This is a genomic window from Terrabacter sp. MAHUQ-38, from assembly GCF_014518425.1.
Classification (GTDB): Bacteria; Actinomycetota; Actinomycetes; order Actinomycetales; family Dermatophilaceae; genus Terrabacter.
Genome location: NZ_JACVCU010000009.1, coordinates 13,826 through 31,514 on the forward strand (window position 1 = coordinate 13,826; position 17,689 = coordinate 31,514).

The following is a 17,689-nucleotide window of genomic DNA, read 5'->3' on the forward strand; positions in this document are numbered from 1 at the left end:
ATGGGCTCGCGTGTCGAGCATCGGCGGGGTCTTGACAGGATGGCGTGCGGACGAAAAGGTACGGGAGAACGTTATCCCACTATCGCTGATCACGAAGGAGTGACCGATGCGCACGCACCCCCGCGGCGTCCGACCGACCATCCCCCTGCGCGCCTCCGCCGCGGCGGCGGCCGGCGTCCTGCTCCTCACGGGGTGTGGAAGCACGCCCCAACCCACCACCGGGAGCGGCGCAGCGGCCGCGGGTGGTGGCGGCCCGGTGACCGTGGACCTGTGGGACTGGGACGCGGCGATCACCCCGAAGGTCGTCGAGGCGTTCAACGCGAGCCAGAAGGAGTTCCGCTTCAACTTCGTCAGGCAGGCGTCCATCGAGGCCGCCCAGAGCAACTTCCAGAACCTCATGGCGTCCGGCGGCCCGGCACCGTGCTTCGTCAAGGGCTTCACCGGTCTGACGAGTGTCGTGGCCCAGGGCTGGGGACAGGACCTCACCGACCTGGTCAGGCCCAAGGAGGCCGACTTCAGCAGCGGCGCACGGGCCTCGGCACAGGTGAACGGACGCTACTTCGGCCTCCCCTCCGGGGTCGACGCGCAGTTCATGATGGTGAACAAGGCGGTGTACGACAAGGCCGGCGTGGCCGTGCCGAAGACGTGGGAGGAGATGCTGGCGATCGCCCCCAAGCTGAAGGCGGCAGGGGCAGACACGATCAACCTGCCCGGTGAGGACCCGAGCGGCTTCATCAACATGGCCCAGCAGTCCGGCGCCGAATGGTTCGCGATCGACGGCGACCAGTGGAAGATCAACCTGCTCGACAAGGGGACCACCCGGGCGATCGCCTTCTACCAGAAGCTCATCGACAACGACTGGGTCTCCAACGAGACGTACAAGGACCGGCCCGCGCTCTACGCGTACTTCGACAGCGGCAAGCTCGCCGACGTCCCGCTGGCCTGGTGGTCGATGCGCGGTTACGCGACGAACTTCAAGCAGTCCAAGGGCCACTGGCTCGCAGTGCCCAACCCCACGTGGGCCGACACTCCGGACGCCGGCGTGCCCGGCCGTACGAACCCCTCTTTCGTGCCGAAGGGCTGCGAGCACCCCGAGGCGGCAGTGGCCTTCGCGCTCTTCACCGCCACGCCCGAAGGCATCAAGGCGAGCAAGGACCCTGAGACCGGAGCCGTCACGTTCCCCGCGCAGGTCGCCGACCCGTCGCAGTACGCCGCTGACGTCGTCCCCGACGGACTGTTCGCTGAGCCGAAGGAGCAGGTCGGCAAGATCGTCGTGGCCTCGCAGCAGCGGGTCATCGGAAAGTTCGAGACGGGCCCGAACTACAACGCGTGGTTCCCCGAGCTGCAGGACCAGTGGGGCAAGGCCGTGGCCCGGAAGCAGACGCTCCGGCAGGCGCTCGAGAACGTCCAGAAGTTCATCACGAGCGACCTCGACGGCAAGGGCATCAACTACACCGTCGGCTGACGGTGACGCGGACCGGGCCACCGGGGCCGGCCCGGTCCGCGTCGCGCGGTGCGGTGTGCCCCCAACAGGACGGAGACACGGATGTCGACCGAGACGACGCTCGTCGCGAGGCCGAGCCCAACCACGAGCCCGACGGCAACCGGCCCGGGCGGCCGGCGGGATGCGACCGGGCCGCGCATCAGCTGGCGGGTGATGCGTGACCTCAAGGGCGCGAGCTTCTCGCTGCCGTTCCTCCTCGGGTTCTGCGTCTTCACGCTGGTGCCGCTGGTCCTCGGCATCTCCGAGACCTTCTACACGACCAAGTCCTCGGGTCTCGGGCTCGGCGGTGACAAGACCGTGCAGTTCACCGGTCTCGACCAGCTCGCCAAGGCATTTCGCGACGCCACGTTCTGGTCAGGCCTCGGCCGGGTGCTCCTCTTCGCCGCCGTCATCATCCCGCTGACCCAGGCGACCGCCCTGGCGATGGCCCTGCTGCTCGACGCGGTACGACGGCGCTGGGCCGGCCGCTACCGGGTGCTGCTGCTCGTGCCCTACATGATCCCCGGCATGGTCGCCACGATGATCTGGCTCTACCTCTACAGCCCGATCGTCGGCCCGTTGCGACCGATCGCCGCGACGTTCGGGTTCGACGTGGACTTCTTCTCGTCCGAGATGCTCTGGACGTCGATGGGCAACCTCATCCTCTGGAACACCGTTGGCTTCAACATGCTCATCCTCTACGGCGCCCTCCAGGGCGTCCCCGGCGAGATCTTCGACGCGGCGCGCGTCGACGGCGCCGGCGACCTGCGTATCGCGTGGTCCATCAAGGTTCCGTACGTCCGGTCGTCACTCGTGCTGACGACGCTGCTGTCGATCATCGGCACCGTCCAGCTCTTCGCCGAGCCCACGCTGTTCCGGGCGGTGCGACCAGAGACGATCACCAGGGACTTCACCCCGGCCATGTACGTCTACGACATGGCCTTCAAGGTCGGCGACATCAACTACGCGACCGCCCTGTCCATCGTCCTTGCCGTCGTCGTCGGCGCGATGTCGGCCGTTGTCTACCGGTTCTCGAAGGAGGCCAGCTGATGAGCGCACAGGTGACGGCGCGGTCCCCACGCATCGGCCCCGACGAGCCGCCCGGCATCTCGGGCAGCAGACGCAACCGAGGCCTCGTCATGCTCGGCCTCGGGGCGTTCGTCCTCTACTCGGTGGCCCCCGTCTGGTGGCTCGTCGTCGCGGCGACGAAGACCCGCGAGGACCTCTACCGCAGCGATGCGCTCTGGTTCGCCGACGTCAACGTCGTGGAGAACCTCCGGCAGCTCTTCACGTACGAGCACGCGGCATACCCGAGGTGGCTGGCGAACTCCGTCCTGTACTCAGGCGCCGGCTCGGTGGGTCTCACGCTCGTCTCGCTCGCCGCGGGCTACGGCCTCGCGAAGTACAGCTATCGGGGACGCGGGCTCACCATGGGGCTGGTCATCGGCTCCTTCCTCATCCCGGGCGCCCTTCTGACCATCCCCTCCTACCTGCTCTACGTCCGCATCGGGCTCTTCGACACGGTCTGGGCCATGATCGTGCCGAGCTGCTTCTCGGCGTTCTCCGTCTATCTCGCCAAGGTCTACGCGGAGGCTGCGGTGCCGAGCGAGCTCATCGAGGCGGCGCGCATCGACGGTGCGGGGGAGTACCGCATCTTCTGGCAGATCGCGCTGCGGCTCATGACGACCGCGGGTGCCACGATCTTCCTGCTCCACTTCGTGGCCCAGTGGAACGCGTTCTTCGGCCCCCTCGTCTTCCTGCGCGACTCGGGCAAGTGGCCGGTGATGCTCGGTCTCTACTCCTGGCTCCAGCGGGGCACGGACTCGCAGTACGACCTCACCGGGATGGTCATCATCGGCGCCCTGGTCGCCAGCCTCCCGATGGTCCTGCTCATGGTGGCCATGCAGCGCTACTGGCGCAGCGGGGTCTCGCTCGGGAGCCTGAAGTGACCGCGGGCGTGATCCGGCCCGGCACGGTCTTCCGGGACCAGCACGGGGACGTCGCGCAGCTGCACGGCGTGGGCATCCAGCGGTTCGGCGACACGTACTGGGCGTGGGGCGAGGACAAGGCACGAGGCCAGCTCTTCACCGGCGTGAGCTGCTACCGGTCCACCGACCTCGCGACGTGGGAGCTCGTCGGTCATGCGCTCGCGGTGGACGAGACGGTGCCCGACCTCGGTCCCGACCGCGTCGTCGAGCGGCCAAAGGTCCTGCGCGAGCCGCGCTCGGGCACGTACGTCATGTTCCTGCACATCGACTCCCGGGACTACGCGGACGCCCGCCTCGGGTATGCCGTCTCGCCGAGCCCCGAGGGCCCCTACACGTACGTGCGCAGCGAGCGCCCGCTCGGCCACATCAGCCGCGACATCGGCGTCTTCCAGGACGACGACGGCACGGGCTACGTCATGTCGGAGGACCGCGAGCACGGGCTCCACATCTACCGCCTGTCCGACGACTACCTCGGAGTCACGCGGATCGTCAGCACGACCCTGACACCGCATGGCGTGCACGGCTACGAGAGCCCTGCGCTGGTGAAGGTCGACGGGGTCTACCACCTCTTCGGGTCCGACCTCACGGGCTGGTCCACCAACGACAACAAGTACGCCACGGCCACCGACCTCGCAGGCCCGTGGAGCCCCTGGCGCGATGTCGCGCCGGCTGGGTCGTCGACCTTCGACTCGCAGACGAGCACCGTCGTCACGGTCGCCGGGAGCGAGACGACGGCGTACGTCTATGTCGGGGACCGCTGGCAGAGAGACGACCTCGCCGGCTCGCCCGCGGTCTGGCTGCCGCTCACGATCGCCGACGGACGCGCGACCGTGGCCTGGCGCGACGAGTGGTCCGTCGACCCCGTCACGGGGCTCATCACCTGACGCACGCCCGGCGTGCCACGACTGTGTCACAGCGGCTCGACACCGGGGTCGACCCGCTGCTCGGGAGCCAAGGACGGCGCCCGAGCTTCCATGAGGAGGAGACGAATGACAACGACAGCCGAGAGCCCGTCCACACGGTTCGCGGGCAGGCGCGTCAGACGCGCCCTCGCCACGGTCGCGGGAGCACTGATGCTCACCGGCACAGCCGTGCAGGCGCCATGGGCGGGCGCGGCCACCGTGCTCGCACCGGCGGCCGCGTCGGCGGCGACGGCGGGTGAGACGTGTGCCGTGCAGATCACCGAGCACGTCAGCTCTGCCGGCTTCACGCACCCGGGCGTCGGCCTGACGAAGCCGGTCCTCGAGAACGCCCGCGCCCAGGTGGCCGCGAAGGCCGAGCCCTGGTTCACGTACTACACCTCGATGACGACGTCGTCCGCCGCCTCGCGGACGGCCACGTCGAGCAACCGCAGCTCCTCGAACCCCACTCTGCCGGCGTCGACCGCCTTCAACAGCCAGGGCTTCAACTCGAGGTTCATCGCCGACGGGCTGAAGGCCTACACCCAGGCGCTCATGTGGGTGCTGACGGGGGAGAAGGTCTACCGGCAGAACGCCCTCGCCATCATCCGGATCTGGGAGCAGATGGACCCGAGCGCGTACGTCTACTTCACCGACTCCCACATTCACACGGGAATCCCGTTGAACCGCATGGCAACCGCGGCGGAGCTCCTGCGCTACAGCTCGTGCGACGACGGCACCGCGCCGTGGACCGATGCCGACACGACGGCATTCACGAACAACCTGGTGACCCCGGCCATCGAGACCTTCCAGCACGCGAACAACCACTTCATGAACCAGCACAACTACCCGCTGCTGGGCGCGATGGCCGGCTACATCTTCTCCGACAACCGCGCCCGGTACGAGGAGGCGGTCGAGTGGTTCACGGTGAACAAGACGGCCAACGACCAGGGTTTCAACGGGTCGGTGAGCCGGCTGTTCCGGTGGGTCGACCGCAACGACAAGACCGGTGAGCCGATCGCCGACCCGCACGTCCAGCACCTGGAGATGGGTCGCGACCAGGCGCACGGTGGCGGCGACCTGACGAACGCCGCGATCATCTCGCGGATGCTCCTCGCCCAGGGCACCAAGGTCGACCCGAAGACGGGCACCGTCTCGACCCGGGACGACGCCGTGGGGCCGTACGAGTTCCTCGACGACCGGATCCTCGCGGCCGCCGACTACTTCTGGAAGTTCATGCTCGGCAACGACACCGAGTGGACCCCAGTGGCCTACGCGATCTCGCCGGACGGCACGATCCGCGACACGTACAACCACATCGCCAACGGGTACCGCGGTCGCTACAACACGACGAACTTCTGGGACCTCTTCTACTACTACACGTACGTCCGACACGAGGACCTCTCGAAGAAGGCGCCCAACTTCTACGAGGCGTTCACGAAGCGCCAGCCGCAGAGCTTCTACTACGGCGGCTCCCTCAACAACAACTGGGACAACGTCGATGGCGGCGGCGACTTCTGGCTCTACGTCCCGCAGGCAGCGCAGGCCGAGGGCTCGCGCTACCTCCCGCCCGCCCAGACGGACCCGAACCTGCAGCAGATCGAGCAGCGTTACCACGCTCTCGCGGGGACGGCGAGCACGCGGACGGAGGGGGAGACCTCCTTCGTGCGTCTCGGCGCCACCAGCGCCGGCTCGAAGATCGCCTTCCTCAACGGTCAGAACAACCGCAAGGTCATCGGTTTCCGGGTCCGCACCGACGGCCCGGCCGTGCTCACCCTCTCACCCGGCGTCAGCCAGCCGCTCGTGCTGCCCGACACCGGAGGCGAGTGGCGCTACGTGACCGTGCAGCTCGGTGAGGCCGACGGCATCGGCGACATCCTGTTCATCACCGCGAAGGGCTCGGGCGTCAGTGTCGACCTCGACGCGATGAACCTCGCCGCGGGCACCCAGCTCACGCCCCCGGCATTCCGATCCGGCTCGGCCGGGACTCGGGCCGTGGGCGTGGTCGGCTCCCTCAGGACGGTCGACCTCTCAGCCACCGACACGGACCCCGCCGCGAGCCTCTCCTACGGCGCGGCCGCGCTGCCTGCGGGCGCCTCCCTCGACGCCGCCACTGGGCAGCTCTCGTGGCGGCCCACGGCGACCGGATCGGTCCGCGCCACCGTCTGGGTCTCGGACGGCACCACCGTCGCGGCGAAGCACGTCGTGCTCGAGGCGGCCAAGGACCGCAAGGCCGCTGTCGTCGCCGCCGCGAAGGGCTTCGACCCCAGGGTGGACTACGTCGCGGCGACGCGCGACGCCTTCGAGCAGGTCCGGGCCGACGCGCTCAAGGCGGCTGGGCGGTCCACGGACGCGCAGTTCCAATCCGCGCTGGACGCGCTGCTCGCGGCCACGGCCGCGCTCGAGCAGCTCACGCCGACCAGCACGCTCGACGGGTCGTTCGACTACCCGGCCACCGTGGCGTCCTCGACCATGGGCACCAAGGTGTTCAGCATGGTCGACGGCGACGACCAGAGCGGCACGACGTACGGCCAGGCGGTCAACCTGTCGCACACGCTCGACTTCGGTCCGGACTTCCGGGTCTCGGCGCGGAAGTTCGGCTTCCAGAGCAACATCTTCGCCGACCGCCTCGCGAACTCGGCCGTCTTCGGTTCGAACGACAACCGCACCTGGACCCGGCTGACCCCCGGGGTCACGGCCTTCACGCAGGACTACAACACGCTCGACGTGGCCGACGACCTCGTGGACGACCAGTTCCGCTTCATCAAGGTGCAGCTGCTCAAGCCGCAGCCCGACGTGCTGTACGGCATCGTGCGAAACCTCTTCGAGATCAACGAGTTCCACATCTTCGGTGAGCGGCACGAGATCGGCAACGAGCTGCAGTCGGTGAGTCTCGGCTCCGACGCGGCCATCGCGAACAAGATCTCGCTCGGTGACACGGCGCGGGTCACGGTGACGGCGCGTGATCCCATCCAGAACGTGCGCGTCACGATCCAGGGGGTGACGGCCGCCGTCCATTCGACGGACAGCCTGCACTGGACCGCGGATGCCGTCATGCGGGACGTCCCCCGGGGCGAGGTGACGTTGTCCGTCGACTACGACCGTGCGGACGGCGCACCGGGCCCGACGGCATACGTACCGAGCGACGGCTCTCGGCTCTTCGTCGCCGGTGACGCCGCCCGCCGCATCGACGTCGCCTCACAGGCGATGGTCAAGGCGTCTGCGCCGCAGTGGCCGGGCACCGGCCTCGGCGTGGACGAGGTGGGCTACCTCCTCTTCGACCGCGACGGCACGACCTTCGGAGACCTCACCACGGGTCCGGGCTCGTACTACGTCGTCGATCTCGGGGCGGGTCGAAGCGTCGACCTCGAAGAGGTGGTGCTCCTGCCCCGGCCGGGCACGCTCGCGTCGCGCCTCAACGGGATGGTGGTCCAGGGCTCGAACGACGGCACGACCTGGGCCGACCTCACCGCTCCGGTGTCGGGGGCGTCGGACGGCACGTGGTACGACATCCCGTCGAGCGCGCTGCTGCACGACGGCTCGTACCGCTATTTGCGTCTGATCAACCAGTCGTCGTGGAACGGCAACGTCGCCGAGGTCGAGCTGTACGGAGCCGTGACGTCGAGCGCGGCCACGGGAGGGTCAGGCACGTCGTGACGTACCATCCGCCCCGGCTGTGCGGATGCTCCGGCACCCGCACAGCCGGTGGCCGGTGGGACCGGCCCGGTGCTGTGCGCACGCGCCGTCAGGTCGATGCGGTGGCCGAGGGCCGTTCGGCGAGGAACGACGCGACACGCGCCGTGACGGCGAAGAGGGCGACGACGGCGACGAGGAAGGCGGCTCCCCAGCCGTAGACCGACGCGTCGACGACCGCCTCGCCCCCGTCGGCCTGAGCGCGCGCGGACCCCGTGAGCAGGCCGACGATGAGCAGCACCAGCACACCGATCACGCTCTCCGCAAAGACGATTCGGCCGAGATGGCCCATGCTCAGGTGGCGCGCCGACTCCATCTGGCCCGAGCGGCGCAGGCGCACGAGTCGGGGTATGAGCACGAGCTGGTTGAACGCGCCGAAGCCGATGAGAACGGCGACCAGGATGATCTTGATGGCCAGCAGGCGCCCGAACGGTGTCGTGACGAACTGCTCGATGGCGCCGACCTCGCGCCAGGTCAGCCACGCCCCTGAGACGAGGAGGGCGCCGACCGACGCCATCGCCAGCACGCTGAACCGCTGCCAGATCGTCGCCCACACGTCGACGTCGGCATCGCGGATGTGTCGTCGCGACCGGGTCAGGGCGGCCAGTGCGATGAGCCCACCCACCCAGACACTGCCGCCGACGATGTGCAGCTGGACGAGCAGCCGGCCCACGAGCTCTTCCGCCGCGAGGGCCTCTGGCGTCACCGGCACCGACTTGACGAGGGTGACCGCGACGGCGATCGGCGCGGCGACCATGACGACACGGTCGCCACCCCGGGCGGGGACCCGCCGGGCCAGCGGCACCAGTAGTGCCACGGCGGCGACCGCCAGCACGGCCTGCGCCAGCGTCGTGGCGCCGGCACCGAGCCACGCACCGTCCCCGGCGGGCTGGGTCAGGTACCGCCACACGACCACGGGCGACAGTGCCTCTGCGTAGTCGATCTCGAGGCCGCGGGCCGCGGCCGACGCGAGCTGGAACACGTAGACGACGGCGAACCCCAGGGCACCCAGCCCGATGATGCGGTGCACCGCCCGACGGCCTCGCTCGGCCGTGGCCCCGTCGGCATGCGCCCGAAGTGCCGGCCGCACGACGGTGAGGTGGACGAGGGGCACGCCGATGAGGGCCGCCAGCCCGATGAAGTAGGCCCACTTGGTGAGCCAGCGCCAGGTCGGCGGGATCGTCGGGGGGGCCTGGGCCGACGCGAGAGCGTCGAGCACGTGGAGGGCGGACATGGGCACCTTTCGTGTCCAGTGGTTAGGTGAGGCTTACCTAACCAGATACCTCGGGCCTCCCGCAATCTCCGGCTCACCCGTCTCGCCGCCAGCCGTCCCCGAAGTACGTGGGCAGCTGGCGGGGGATCGAGTCCCCCGCCAGCAGCCGGGGGTGCGGCTGTCGTCAGCGGTGGGGATCGTCGATCTTGATCGCCAGCACCGGGACCGGCGCTTCAAGCAGGAGCCCCTGGCTCACACTCCCGAGCAGCGCCTTGCCCACGGGGGACCGGCGCTTCACGCCGATGACCAGGCGGGTCGCGCCGTACTCCTCGATGTCTGCCAGGACCGCGTCGACCGGGTCGCGGTCCGCCTTGCCGGTTCTCTTGGTGACCGTCACCTTGAGCGTCGGGGGGAGCGACGAGGTGTCCAGCGGACCCAATCCGAGGTTGACGACGACGAGGTCGGTGTCGAGCAGCTCGGCCTCGTCCGCAGCCGCCGCGAGGGCGACGGCGCCCTCCTTGCTGTCAGGTACTGCGACCAGGATGGTCATGGGTTGAGCCTCCTTGGGAATGAACGAGATTGAAGTCGCGTCGAGTCGGTTTCGTCAGCGGAAGTCGCCACCGGCGAAGGCCTCCTCCAGCTGTTCCAGCGAGCGTCCGCTCGTGTTCGGCAGCATCTTCCACAGGAAGACCACCGAGATGACGCCGACCACGAAGAAGAGGGAGAAGATCCCCTGCAGTCCCGTCAGGCCGACGATGATCGGGAAGGCGAACGTGAGTGCGGCGTTCATCAGCCACATGCACAGGATGCTGAGGCCCATCGCGAACCCGCGCAGCTGCAGCGGGAACAGCTCCGAGAGGCAGACCCACACCGGCACGTTGAGAGCCAGCTGCATGAAGAACACGAAGGTCACGCAGAGGATCAGGATCACGTACGCCCGTGTGATGCCCTGTGGCATCACGGTGGCGGCGATGACGATCAGGCCGTGCACCGCCGTGGTGGCGATGAAGCCTCGGACGATGAGCTGGCGCCGCGGCATCCTGTCGATCACGAGGAACAGGCAGATGGCCGAGCCGGCCACCGCGAGAACGCCGTTGGCGATGTTGGCGATCAGCGCCGCGCTTGCGGAAAAGCCTGCCTCAGTCAGCAGCTGGGTGCCGTAGTACATGACCGAGTTGATGCCGGTGAGCTGCTGAGCCATGGCCAGGCCGCAGCCGACGACCACGATCCGACGGATCCACGGCACGCTCAGGTCGGCCCAGCCACCGGTTTGTGACTCGGACTCCTCCTCCGCGAGATGCTCGACCTCGGCGATCTCGGCCCTGGCGCGATCCTCGTTGCGGACCTGTAGCAGCACCTGGAGGGCATCGTCGTGACGACCCTTGGAGATGAGCCACCGGGGTGACTCCGGCATGCGCAACATGCCGACGAACAGGCACACCGCCGGGAGTGCGGCGACGGCCAGCATGTAGCGCCACACGCCGTCGTGGTGTCCCCAGACGCCCGCGATGATCGCGTTGATGATGAAGGCGAGCATCTGCCCCACCACGATGGCCAGCTCGTTGCGACCGCTCAACGTGCCGCGGCGCTCTGTGGGGGCGAGCTCGGCCAGGTAGACAGGCACCGTGACCGAGGCGGCCCCGACGGCGAAGCCCAGGATGATGCGCGAAGGCAACATGACCGCCAGGTTCGGGGCGATCACCCCACCCACCGTGCCGACGAAGAAGATGACCGCGACGATGGTCAAGGTCTTCTTTCGACCGAGGGTGTCGTTCATCCGGCCGCCGACGATGGCGCCGACGGCAGCGCCCACCAGCAGGGTCGCTGTCACCAACCCTTCGGTGACCGTGTTCAGGCCGAGGTCGTGCTTCATGGGCTCGAGAGCCCCATTGATCACCCCCGTGTCATAGCCGAACAGCAGGCCGCCGAACGTCGCGACGACTGCGATCAGATCGAGCCTGCGCTGGTGCGGACCTGGCCGGAGCAGGGGTAGTGCGATTCCGCTGGAGCTAGTGATTGGTGCCCCGTGAGACATACCGAGCCTCCTTGCGTCGGTGGAATCGGCCGCCGAGACGAAGCTCTCGCCGGCATTGACCCCTTGCCGCAGTCGTACTCGTCGGAGCAGGTACGAAGGTGTGGCCGGGGTCAACCGGCGACGATATGATGTACTTACGTACTAATGTCCTAACATGAGATCAAGGTCACGGACCGCGGGACATGGCGACACGGCGTCCTTGGCTCTGAGGCCGAACCGGGGACGTGGGGAGGCGGACCTGGCGTCGGTTGGGGAGGGGTTCGGACGCCAGGTCCGCCGGTCTAGGGGACGCGCGCAGGAGCGGTCGCGTTGGCGACGAGGACGGTCGTGCTCGAGTAGTCGTCGTGGCCGGCATTCATCGCCCGGTAGTTCGCGTCGTCCAGGTGGCCGACGTCGGGAATGACGATGCCCCAGGCATCTTCACCACGGCGGATCTCCTGCATCAGCGCGTCGAACGCGCCCGGGACGCTGTGGCGTCGGTCGACGAAGATCGTGCCGAGTGCAAACCCCTCGCTGTGCGCGAACGCCTCGAGACGGGTCTGGGCGCTCGCCAGACGCTCGCCCCTCAGCACGTCCTCGCGGATGTAGCCGAGCAGCAACGGTCGGATGCGGTCAGGCATCACGCGGCCCCACGAGCAGCCACGCCGCGCTGTCAGGCGGCAGCTTCTCGCCCACCTCGGCGTCGCTGGCGTGCAGGACATGGCCGTCCACGGGCATCAACACCGGCTCGGACGAGCAGTTCACCACGCAGGCGAAGCCGTCGCCCCGCATGAAGGCCAGCACCCCCGGCTCGGTCGGAAGCCACTGGAAGTCGCCGGTGGACAGGTCGGGCAACCTGTGGCGCAGCGCGATCGCCTCGCGGTAGAGGTGCAGCATCGACTCGCCGGACTCGACCTGACGGTCCACGGCGTGGTAGCCGAACCAGTCGGGCTGCGGGAGCCACGTGGCTGCCGTCGTCCGCTCCGGGGAGAAGCCCCACGCCTCGCGCGCGGAGTGCCACGGAAGTGGCACCCGACAGCCGTCGCGGCCCCGGCGGGCCCCGCCCGTGCGGTGGAACATGGGATCGGTCAGCACGTGCTCCGGCAGGTCGGTGACCTCGGGCAGGCCCAGCTCCTCGCCCTGGTAGATGAACGCCGAGCCGGGCAGCGCCAGCATCAGCAGGGCGGCGGCACGGGCTCGCGTGATGCCCAGCTCGATGTCGCCCATCGGACCGCCCGGGGCGCCGCCCGCATACCGGGTCACCGCTCGGGGCATGTCGTGGTTGTTGAGAACCCACGCCACCGGTGAGCCGGTGGCGGCAACCGTCGTGCGACCCCGGTCGATCACACCGCGCAGGTCCTCGACATCCCACGGCGCGCGCAGGAACTCGAAGAAGAAGCTCTGGTGCAGCTCGTCCGGGCGCTGGTAGGCCGCGAGCTCCGCGGTCTCGAGCACGCCCACCTCGCCGATGAGCACGCGCTCGCGGCCCGTGGACGCCGTGTAGTCCTCGGCGAGCGCGCGCCAGCTGCGCCAGACGTCGTGCACCTCCGGCTGGTTCCAGGCATGCGGGTTGGTCGGGTCGCCGGTGATCTCGTCGTCGATGGCGAAGTCGTGGTCCGGGAGCCCCTCGCCCTTGTGCAGACCGTGGGCCACGTCGATGCGCAGGCCGTCGACCCCTCGGTCGAACCAGAACCGCAGAACCTGTTCGAAGTGCGCGGGGACGTCCGGGTGGCGCCAGTTGAAGTCGGCCTGCTCCGGGGCGAAGGTGTGCAGGTACCACTGCCCGGGGGTGCCGTCGGGCTCCGTGATCCGCTGCCAGGCGGGCCCGCCGAAGATCGAGCGCCAGTTGTTCGGCGGAAGCTCTCCGTACGGTCCTCGGCCGTCGGCGAAGTGGAAGCGGGCCCGCTCCGCGCTGCCCGGCCCGGCGGCCACCGCCGCAGTGAACCAGGCGTGCTCGATCGAGCAGTGGTTGGGCACGACGTCGATGAGCACCTTGAGGTCGAGTCGGTGCGCGTCGCGGACCAGGCGGTCGAAGACCTCCAGCGTGCCGTACTGCGGATCCACGTCGACGTAGTCGGCCACGTCGTACCCGTGGTCGTGCTGCGGCGAGGGATAGAAGGGGTTGAGCCAGATGGCGTCGACGCCGAGTCTGCGCAGGTACGGCAGCCGGTGGTGAACGCCACCGAGGTCGCCGACGCCGTCGCCGTCGGAGTCCTGGAAGCTGCGCACGTAGACCTGGTAGATGACCGCGTCGCGCCACCAGCCGTGGTTGCCCGGGACCGTGCCGTGCTCGCCGACCGACGCACGAGGGTGGCGCGTCGGGCCGACGTGCCCGTCGGGCTCGCGCAGGGCGGTGATGCTGGGTGACGTGTACATGGTGGCCTCGGAATGTGAGCGTTAACCTTCCAAGACCAGCGTCCCCGGCTCCCCACGATCGCGGCATCCCGAGAACTACGGGGATCGGTACTGAGATCGTCCCCTGTACGTAGGAGCAACAGCGGATGTTCCGGACAAAGGCACTGCGTCATCCGGGCACGCCTCATCCGGGCACGCAGGGCGGCGGTCAGTGAATCTCGCCCTCGGCCAACCGGGCGGCGACCTGGGCGCGCGAGGTGACCCCGAGCTTGCCCAGGATGTTGCCCACGTGTGACTCGGCCGTGCGGCTGGAGATGATGAGGCGGGCGGCGATCTCCCTGTTGCTCAGCCCCTGCGCGATCAGGCCCGCGATCTCGCGTTCCCGTCTGGTCAGCCCGACATCGGTCCCCGGCCCGGCTGCGACGACCGTCCTGGTGTCGCGCGCGTCCTCCCCGTCCCGGAGCGCCAGGGCCAGAGCCCGGTCCAGGGAGAAGGCCGCGCCCTCGGCGAACGCCTTCTCGAACCGGGCGTCACCGAGCGCCTGACGAACCGTGTCCTTGGACCGCTGGTCGTAGAGGCCGTATGCCGTCGTCTCGTCGACCTTCGCCCCGCTGGCGCGCCACACCGCCTGTGATGCGCCGAGCAGGACCGCCGCCCTGTCGTCGGGCGACTCGAGTGCGGCGCACCACGACAGCGCCTGGACGCCGAAGCTGATGCCGGTGAGGTCGTGCATCGGCTCGAACAGGCCGATCGACTCCCGGAGCGCGCGACGGGCCTCCTCGACCCGACCCTGCCGCCACCGAACGATCCCCACGCTCCAGAGCCCGTAGGCCTCCGAGGACAGCGCGCCGTGCCGCTCGGCCAGGGCGAGGGCCTGCTGGCTGAAGGCCTCGACCCTGGGATCTTCCATGAAGAACGCGGCCGCCGAGAGCAGGACCAACGTGTCGAACTCGCCGAGCGGGTCGCCCACCGTGCGGAACCGGCGCAGACCGCTCTCCAGGAATGCGACGGCGCCGACCAGGTCGCCCTGGTACATGGACGCGTGACCGCGGCACTCGTCGATCCGGGCCCGCAGCAGCTCGTCGTCGAACTGCTCGGCGAGCTCGGAACACTCGGCCAACATCGTGTGGGTCCGGTCGAACTCGCCGGCGAACATGGACAGGTAGCTGGCAGCCCACAGCCCGTACGCGCGGCGGAGGTCACGCTCGGTCGCACGATCGAGAGCCCGGATGAGATAGCGGTGCCCCTCGCGCAGGAAGCCCGCGAACCAGAAGTTCCACAGGGGCGCGGCGATGTCGAGGGCCACGGATGCCTCGCCCGGTGTGTCGAGGCACAGGTCGATCGCGGCTCGCAGGTTGCCGTGCTCGCGCCTCAGCTGGAGGAACCAGTCCCCCTGCCGCGGGCTGAAGCTCTCACGCCCGAACTGCTGGGCGAGCGCACGGTAGTGGTCCCGGTGACGCCGGCGCAGCTCCTGCACCTGCCCGGCGTGCGCGAGCTGCGCGCCTCCGTACTGGCGGATCGTCTCGAGCATCTGGTAGCGGGAGGACGCGTGGCTCGTCGCGTCCTGGCGCGTGATGATCGACTTGTTGACCAGACCGGCGATGAGACCCAGGACCTCCTGGCGCTCCAGGCCGTCTCCCGAGCACACGTCCTCGGCAGCCTCCAGGTCGAAACCTCCGACGAAAACCGAGAGGCGGCTCCAGAGCAGCTGCTCGGCAGGAGAGCACAGGTCAAAGCTCCAGCCGATCGCCGTGTCGAGCGCACGCTGGCGGGGCGGCGCGGCGTTCCTGCCGGAGGAGAGGAGCGCGAAGCGGTCCTCGAGCCGGTCGAGGATCTGGGCCGGCGAAAGCGTGCGGAGCCAGACCGCGGCCAGCTCAATGGCCAGCGGAACGCCGTCGAGGCGCCTGCACAGCTCCAGGACGGCGGCGCGGTTGACGTCGACCAGCCTGAAGTCGGGCGCCACCGCGCCGGCGCGGTCCAGGAACAGGGCCACGGACTCGAAGCGGCGGGGGTCGCCCCGGTCGGGTCCGCCCTCGTCGGGCGCCGAGAGGGGCGGGACCGGCAGGATCTGCTCGCCCTCGACCCCGAGGACGTGACGGCTCGTCGCCAGTACGTGGAGGCCTGGAGCCGCTGCCAGCAGCTTGCTGGTGAGCACCGCGCAGGCATCGGTCAGGTGCTCGCAGTTGTCGAGCACCACGAGCAGCCGCTTGTCCTCGAGGTACTCCGCGAGGTCGGCGGCAGGGTTCGCGGACACCTGACGCAGGTCCAGGGTGCCTGCCACCGTGTTCGGGAGCAGCTGTGGGTCCTGGAGGGAGGCGAGCTCGACGAACCAGACGCCGTCGGGGAACGTTCGTCGCAGGTCGGCGGCCATCCGCACGGCCAGGCGCGTCTTGCCGACTCCGCCCGCGCCCGTGAGGGTGAGCAGACGGCTCGTGGAGAGCAGGCGGCGGGTCTCGGCCATCTCCCGGCGCCGACCGACGAAGCTCGTCATCTCGGCGGGGAGAGACCCCGGCGCCCTCACCGCTGTCTTCGCACGTGCCATGGCCGTCCGAACCCTTCACCCGCCGGTTGGGCCCCGGCGGTCACCGTCCACCAGTCTAGGTCCGCTCCGGCAACCGGGTCCGTACAACAGGCCGCACGCACCCTCGTCCACGGTTGGTGGACCGAGGCTCGGGGCCGCGCCCAACTGGGGCAGAATCGAGCGAGTCCGTCCCATCCAGTGAAAGACAAGGCATGCAGACTCCGACGGCCATGACAGCAAGCGACGCCCGGTCGGTCACAGAACAGGGCAGTCCCGTCAAGGTGCTCCTGCTGGAGAACATCCACCCTGTCGCGGCGGAGGCGTTCCGGCGCGACGGGTTCGAGGTCGAGGTGCGCCCCGGGTCGTTGACCGAGGGTGAGCTGGTCGAGGCGCTGGCGGGCGTGTCGCTGCTGGGCATCCGGTCCAACACGAAGGTCACCCCGAAGGTGCTGGAGTCGGCGACGGACCTGCTGGCGGTGGGGTGCTTCTGCATCGGCACCAACCAGGTCGACCTTGCCGGTGCTGCCGCACGTGGCGTGGCCGTCTTCAACGCCCCGTTCTCCAACACCCGCAGCGTCGTCGAGCTCGTTGTCGGTGAGATCATCGCCCTCGCCCGCCGCCTGCCCGAGAAGACCCAGAGGATGCACGACGGCATCTGGGACAAGTCGGCCAAGGGCAGCCACGAGGTCCGGGGTCGCACCCTGGGCATCGTCGGCTACGGCAACATCGGGACCCAGCTGTCCAACGTCGCCGAGGCCATCGGGCTGCGCGTCGTCTTCTACGACACGGCCGACCGGCTGGCCCACGGCAACGCCCGACGGGTCAGCTCGCTCGAAGAGCTGCTCTCCGAGTCGGACATCGTCAGCCTTCACGTCGACGGGCGACCGGGCAACGCCGGGTTGTTCGGTGCCGACCAGTTCGCGGTGATGAAGCCTGGGGCTGTCTTCATCAACGCCTCGCGCGGCATGGTCGTCGACGAGGAGGCGCTGCGCGACCACATCCTCTCGAAGCACCTGTCCGGTGCCGCCATCGACGTCTTCCCGTCTGAACCCAAGGCGCAGGGCGATGCGTTCGACTCGGCGCTCCGGGGCCTCGACAACGTCATCCTGACTCCCCACGTCGGCGGCTCGACCCAGGAGGCGCAGGAGGAGATCGGGTCCTTCGTCGCCACGAAGCTGCTCGGTTTCGTCAGTGCCGGCGCCACCGCCCTCTCGGTGAACCTCCCCGAGGTCGCTCCCTCACCGTCCGAGGGTGCGTTCCGGATGGGCTACCTGCACCACAACGTGCCGGGCGTGCTGGCGTCCATCAACCAGGCCCTTGCCGCCGCCGGCGCCAACGTCACCGGCCAGTCCCTGTCCACCCGCGGCGAGTACGGCTACGTCGTCACGGACACGGACGCGCCCCTTCCTGCGTCGACGCTCTCGGCCCTCGGCGAGCTGGCTGATGCCATCTGGCTGCGGACCTGGCCGGCCTGATCCGAAGCGGACCATCCTGCGGCCGGCACGTGCTCGTGCCGGCCGCAG

The 17,689-nt window shown here is 69.2% G+C and carries 12 protein-coding genes; 6 read left to right on the forward strand and 6 right to left on the reverse strand.

What is annotated here, in order from left to right:
- Positions 1 to 106: 106 nt before the first annotated feature.
- The 5 genes from H9I49_RS22635 (at position 107) to H9I49_RS22655 (ending at position 8,027) form a co-directional block, all read left to right on the forward strand.
- Positions 107 to 1,465 carry an ABC transporter substrate-binding protein gene (locus H9I49_RS22635; RefSeq protein ID WP_188032670.1) on the forward strand — a complete coding sequence of 453 codons (1,359 nt, stop codon included), beginning with the start codon at positions 107 to 109 and terminating at the stop codon, positions 1,463 to 1,465.
- A gap of 81 nt (positions 1,466 to 1,546) precedes the next feature.
- A complete protein-coding gene (locus H9I49_RS22640; RefSeq protein ID WP_223129133.1) occupies positions 1,547 to 2,533 on the forward strand; it encodes a carbohydrate ABC transporter permease in 987 nt (328 codons plus the stop codon).
- A complete protein-coding gene (locus H9I49_RS22645) occupies positions 2,533 to 3,432 on the forward strand; it encodes a carbohydrate ABC transporter permease (protein WP_188032671.1) in 900 nt (299 codons plus the stop codon). The genes H9I49_RS22640 and H9I49_RS22645 overlap by 1 nt, the downstream gene beginning before the upstream one ends.
- Positions 3,429 to 4,355, forward strand: a complete 927-nt coding sequence (locus tag H9I49_RS22650; protein ID WP_370587707.1) for a family 43 glycosylhydrolase — start codon at positions 3,429 to 3,431, stop codon at positions 4,353 to 4,355. Before H9I49_RS22645 ends, H9I49_RS22650 begins: the two co-directional genes overlap by 4 nt.
- 105 nt (positions 4,356 to 4,460) lie before the next feature.
- A complete protein-coding gene (locus tag H9I49_RS22655) occupies positions 4,461 to 8,027 on the forward strand; it encodes a putative Ig domain-containing protein (protein ID WP_188032672.1) in 3,567 nt (1,188 codons plus the stop codon).
- A gap of 88 nt (positions 8,028 to 8,115) precedes the next feature.
- Here H9I49_RS22655 and H9I49_RS22660 read toward each other — a convergent pair whose 3' ends face one another.
- From H9I49_RS22660 to H9I49_RS22685, 6 genes are all read right to left on the reverse strand, one after another.
- On the reverse strand, positions 8,116 to 9,297 hold the full coding sequence (locus tag H9I49_RS22660) for a copper resistance D family protein (protein ID WP_188032673.1): 1,182 nt from the start codon (positions 9,295 to 9,297) through the stop codon (positions 8,116 to 8,118).
- Positions 9,298 to 9,460: 163 nt separating this feature from the next.
- Positions 9,461 to 9,826, reverse strand: coding sequence for a universal stress protein (locus tag H9I49_RS22665; RefSeq protein ID WP_188032674.1), 366 nt, complete (start codon positions 9,824 to 9,826; stop codon positions 9,461 to 9,463).
- A 54-nt stretch (positions 9,827 to 9,880) separates the two neighbouring features.
- The gene (locus tag H9I49_RS22670; RefSeq protein ID WP_188032755.1) at positions 9,881 to 11,311 is read right to left on the reverse strand and encodes a sugar porter family MFS transporter; all 1,431 of its coding nucleotides are present in this window, start codon (positions 11,309 to 11,311) and stop codon (positions 9,881 to 9,883) included.
- A gap of 281 nt (positions 11,312 to 11,592) precedes the next feature.
- A complete protein-coding gene (locus H9I49_RS22675; RefSeq protein WP_188032675.1) occupies positions 11,593 to 11,931 on the reverse strand; it encodes a hypothetical protein in 339 nt (112 codons plus the stop codon).
- Complete coding sequence (locus tag H9I49_RS22680; RefSeq protein WP_188032676.1) at positions 11,924 to 13,666, reverse strand: glycoside hydrolase family 13 protein; 1,743 nt, start codon at positions 13,664 to 13,666, stop codon at positions 11,924 to 11,926. Before H9I49_RS22680 ends, H9I49_RS22675 begins: the two co-directional genes overlap by 8 nt.
- A 187-nt stretch (positions 13,667 to 13,853) precedes the next feature.
- A complete protein-coding gene (locus H9I49_RS22685) occupies positions 13,854 to 16,187 on the reverse strand; it encodes a LuxR C-terminal-related transcriptional regulator (RefSeq protein ID WP_188032677.1) in 2,334 nt (777 codons plus the stop codon).
- A 209-nt stretch (positions 16,188 to 16,396) separates the two neighbouring features.
- On the opposite strand from H9I49_RS22685, the gene serA reads away from it, so the two are divergent.
- The gene (gene serA / locus H9I49_RS22690) at positions 16,397 to 17,641 is read left to right on the forward strand and encodes a phosphoglycerate dehydrogenase (RefSeq protein ID WP_188032678.1); all 1,245 of its coding nucleotides are present in this window, start codon (positions 16,397 to 16,399) and stop codon (positions 17,639 to 17,641) included.
- The last annotated feature ends 48 nt before the right edge of the window (positions 17,642 to 17,689 follow it).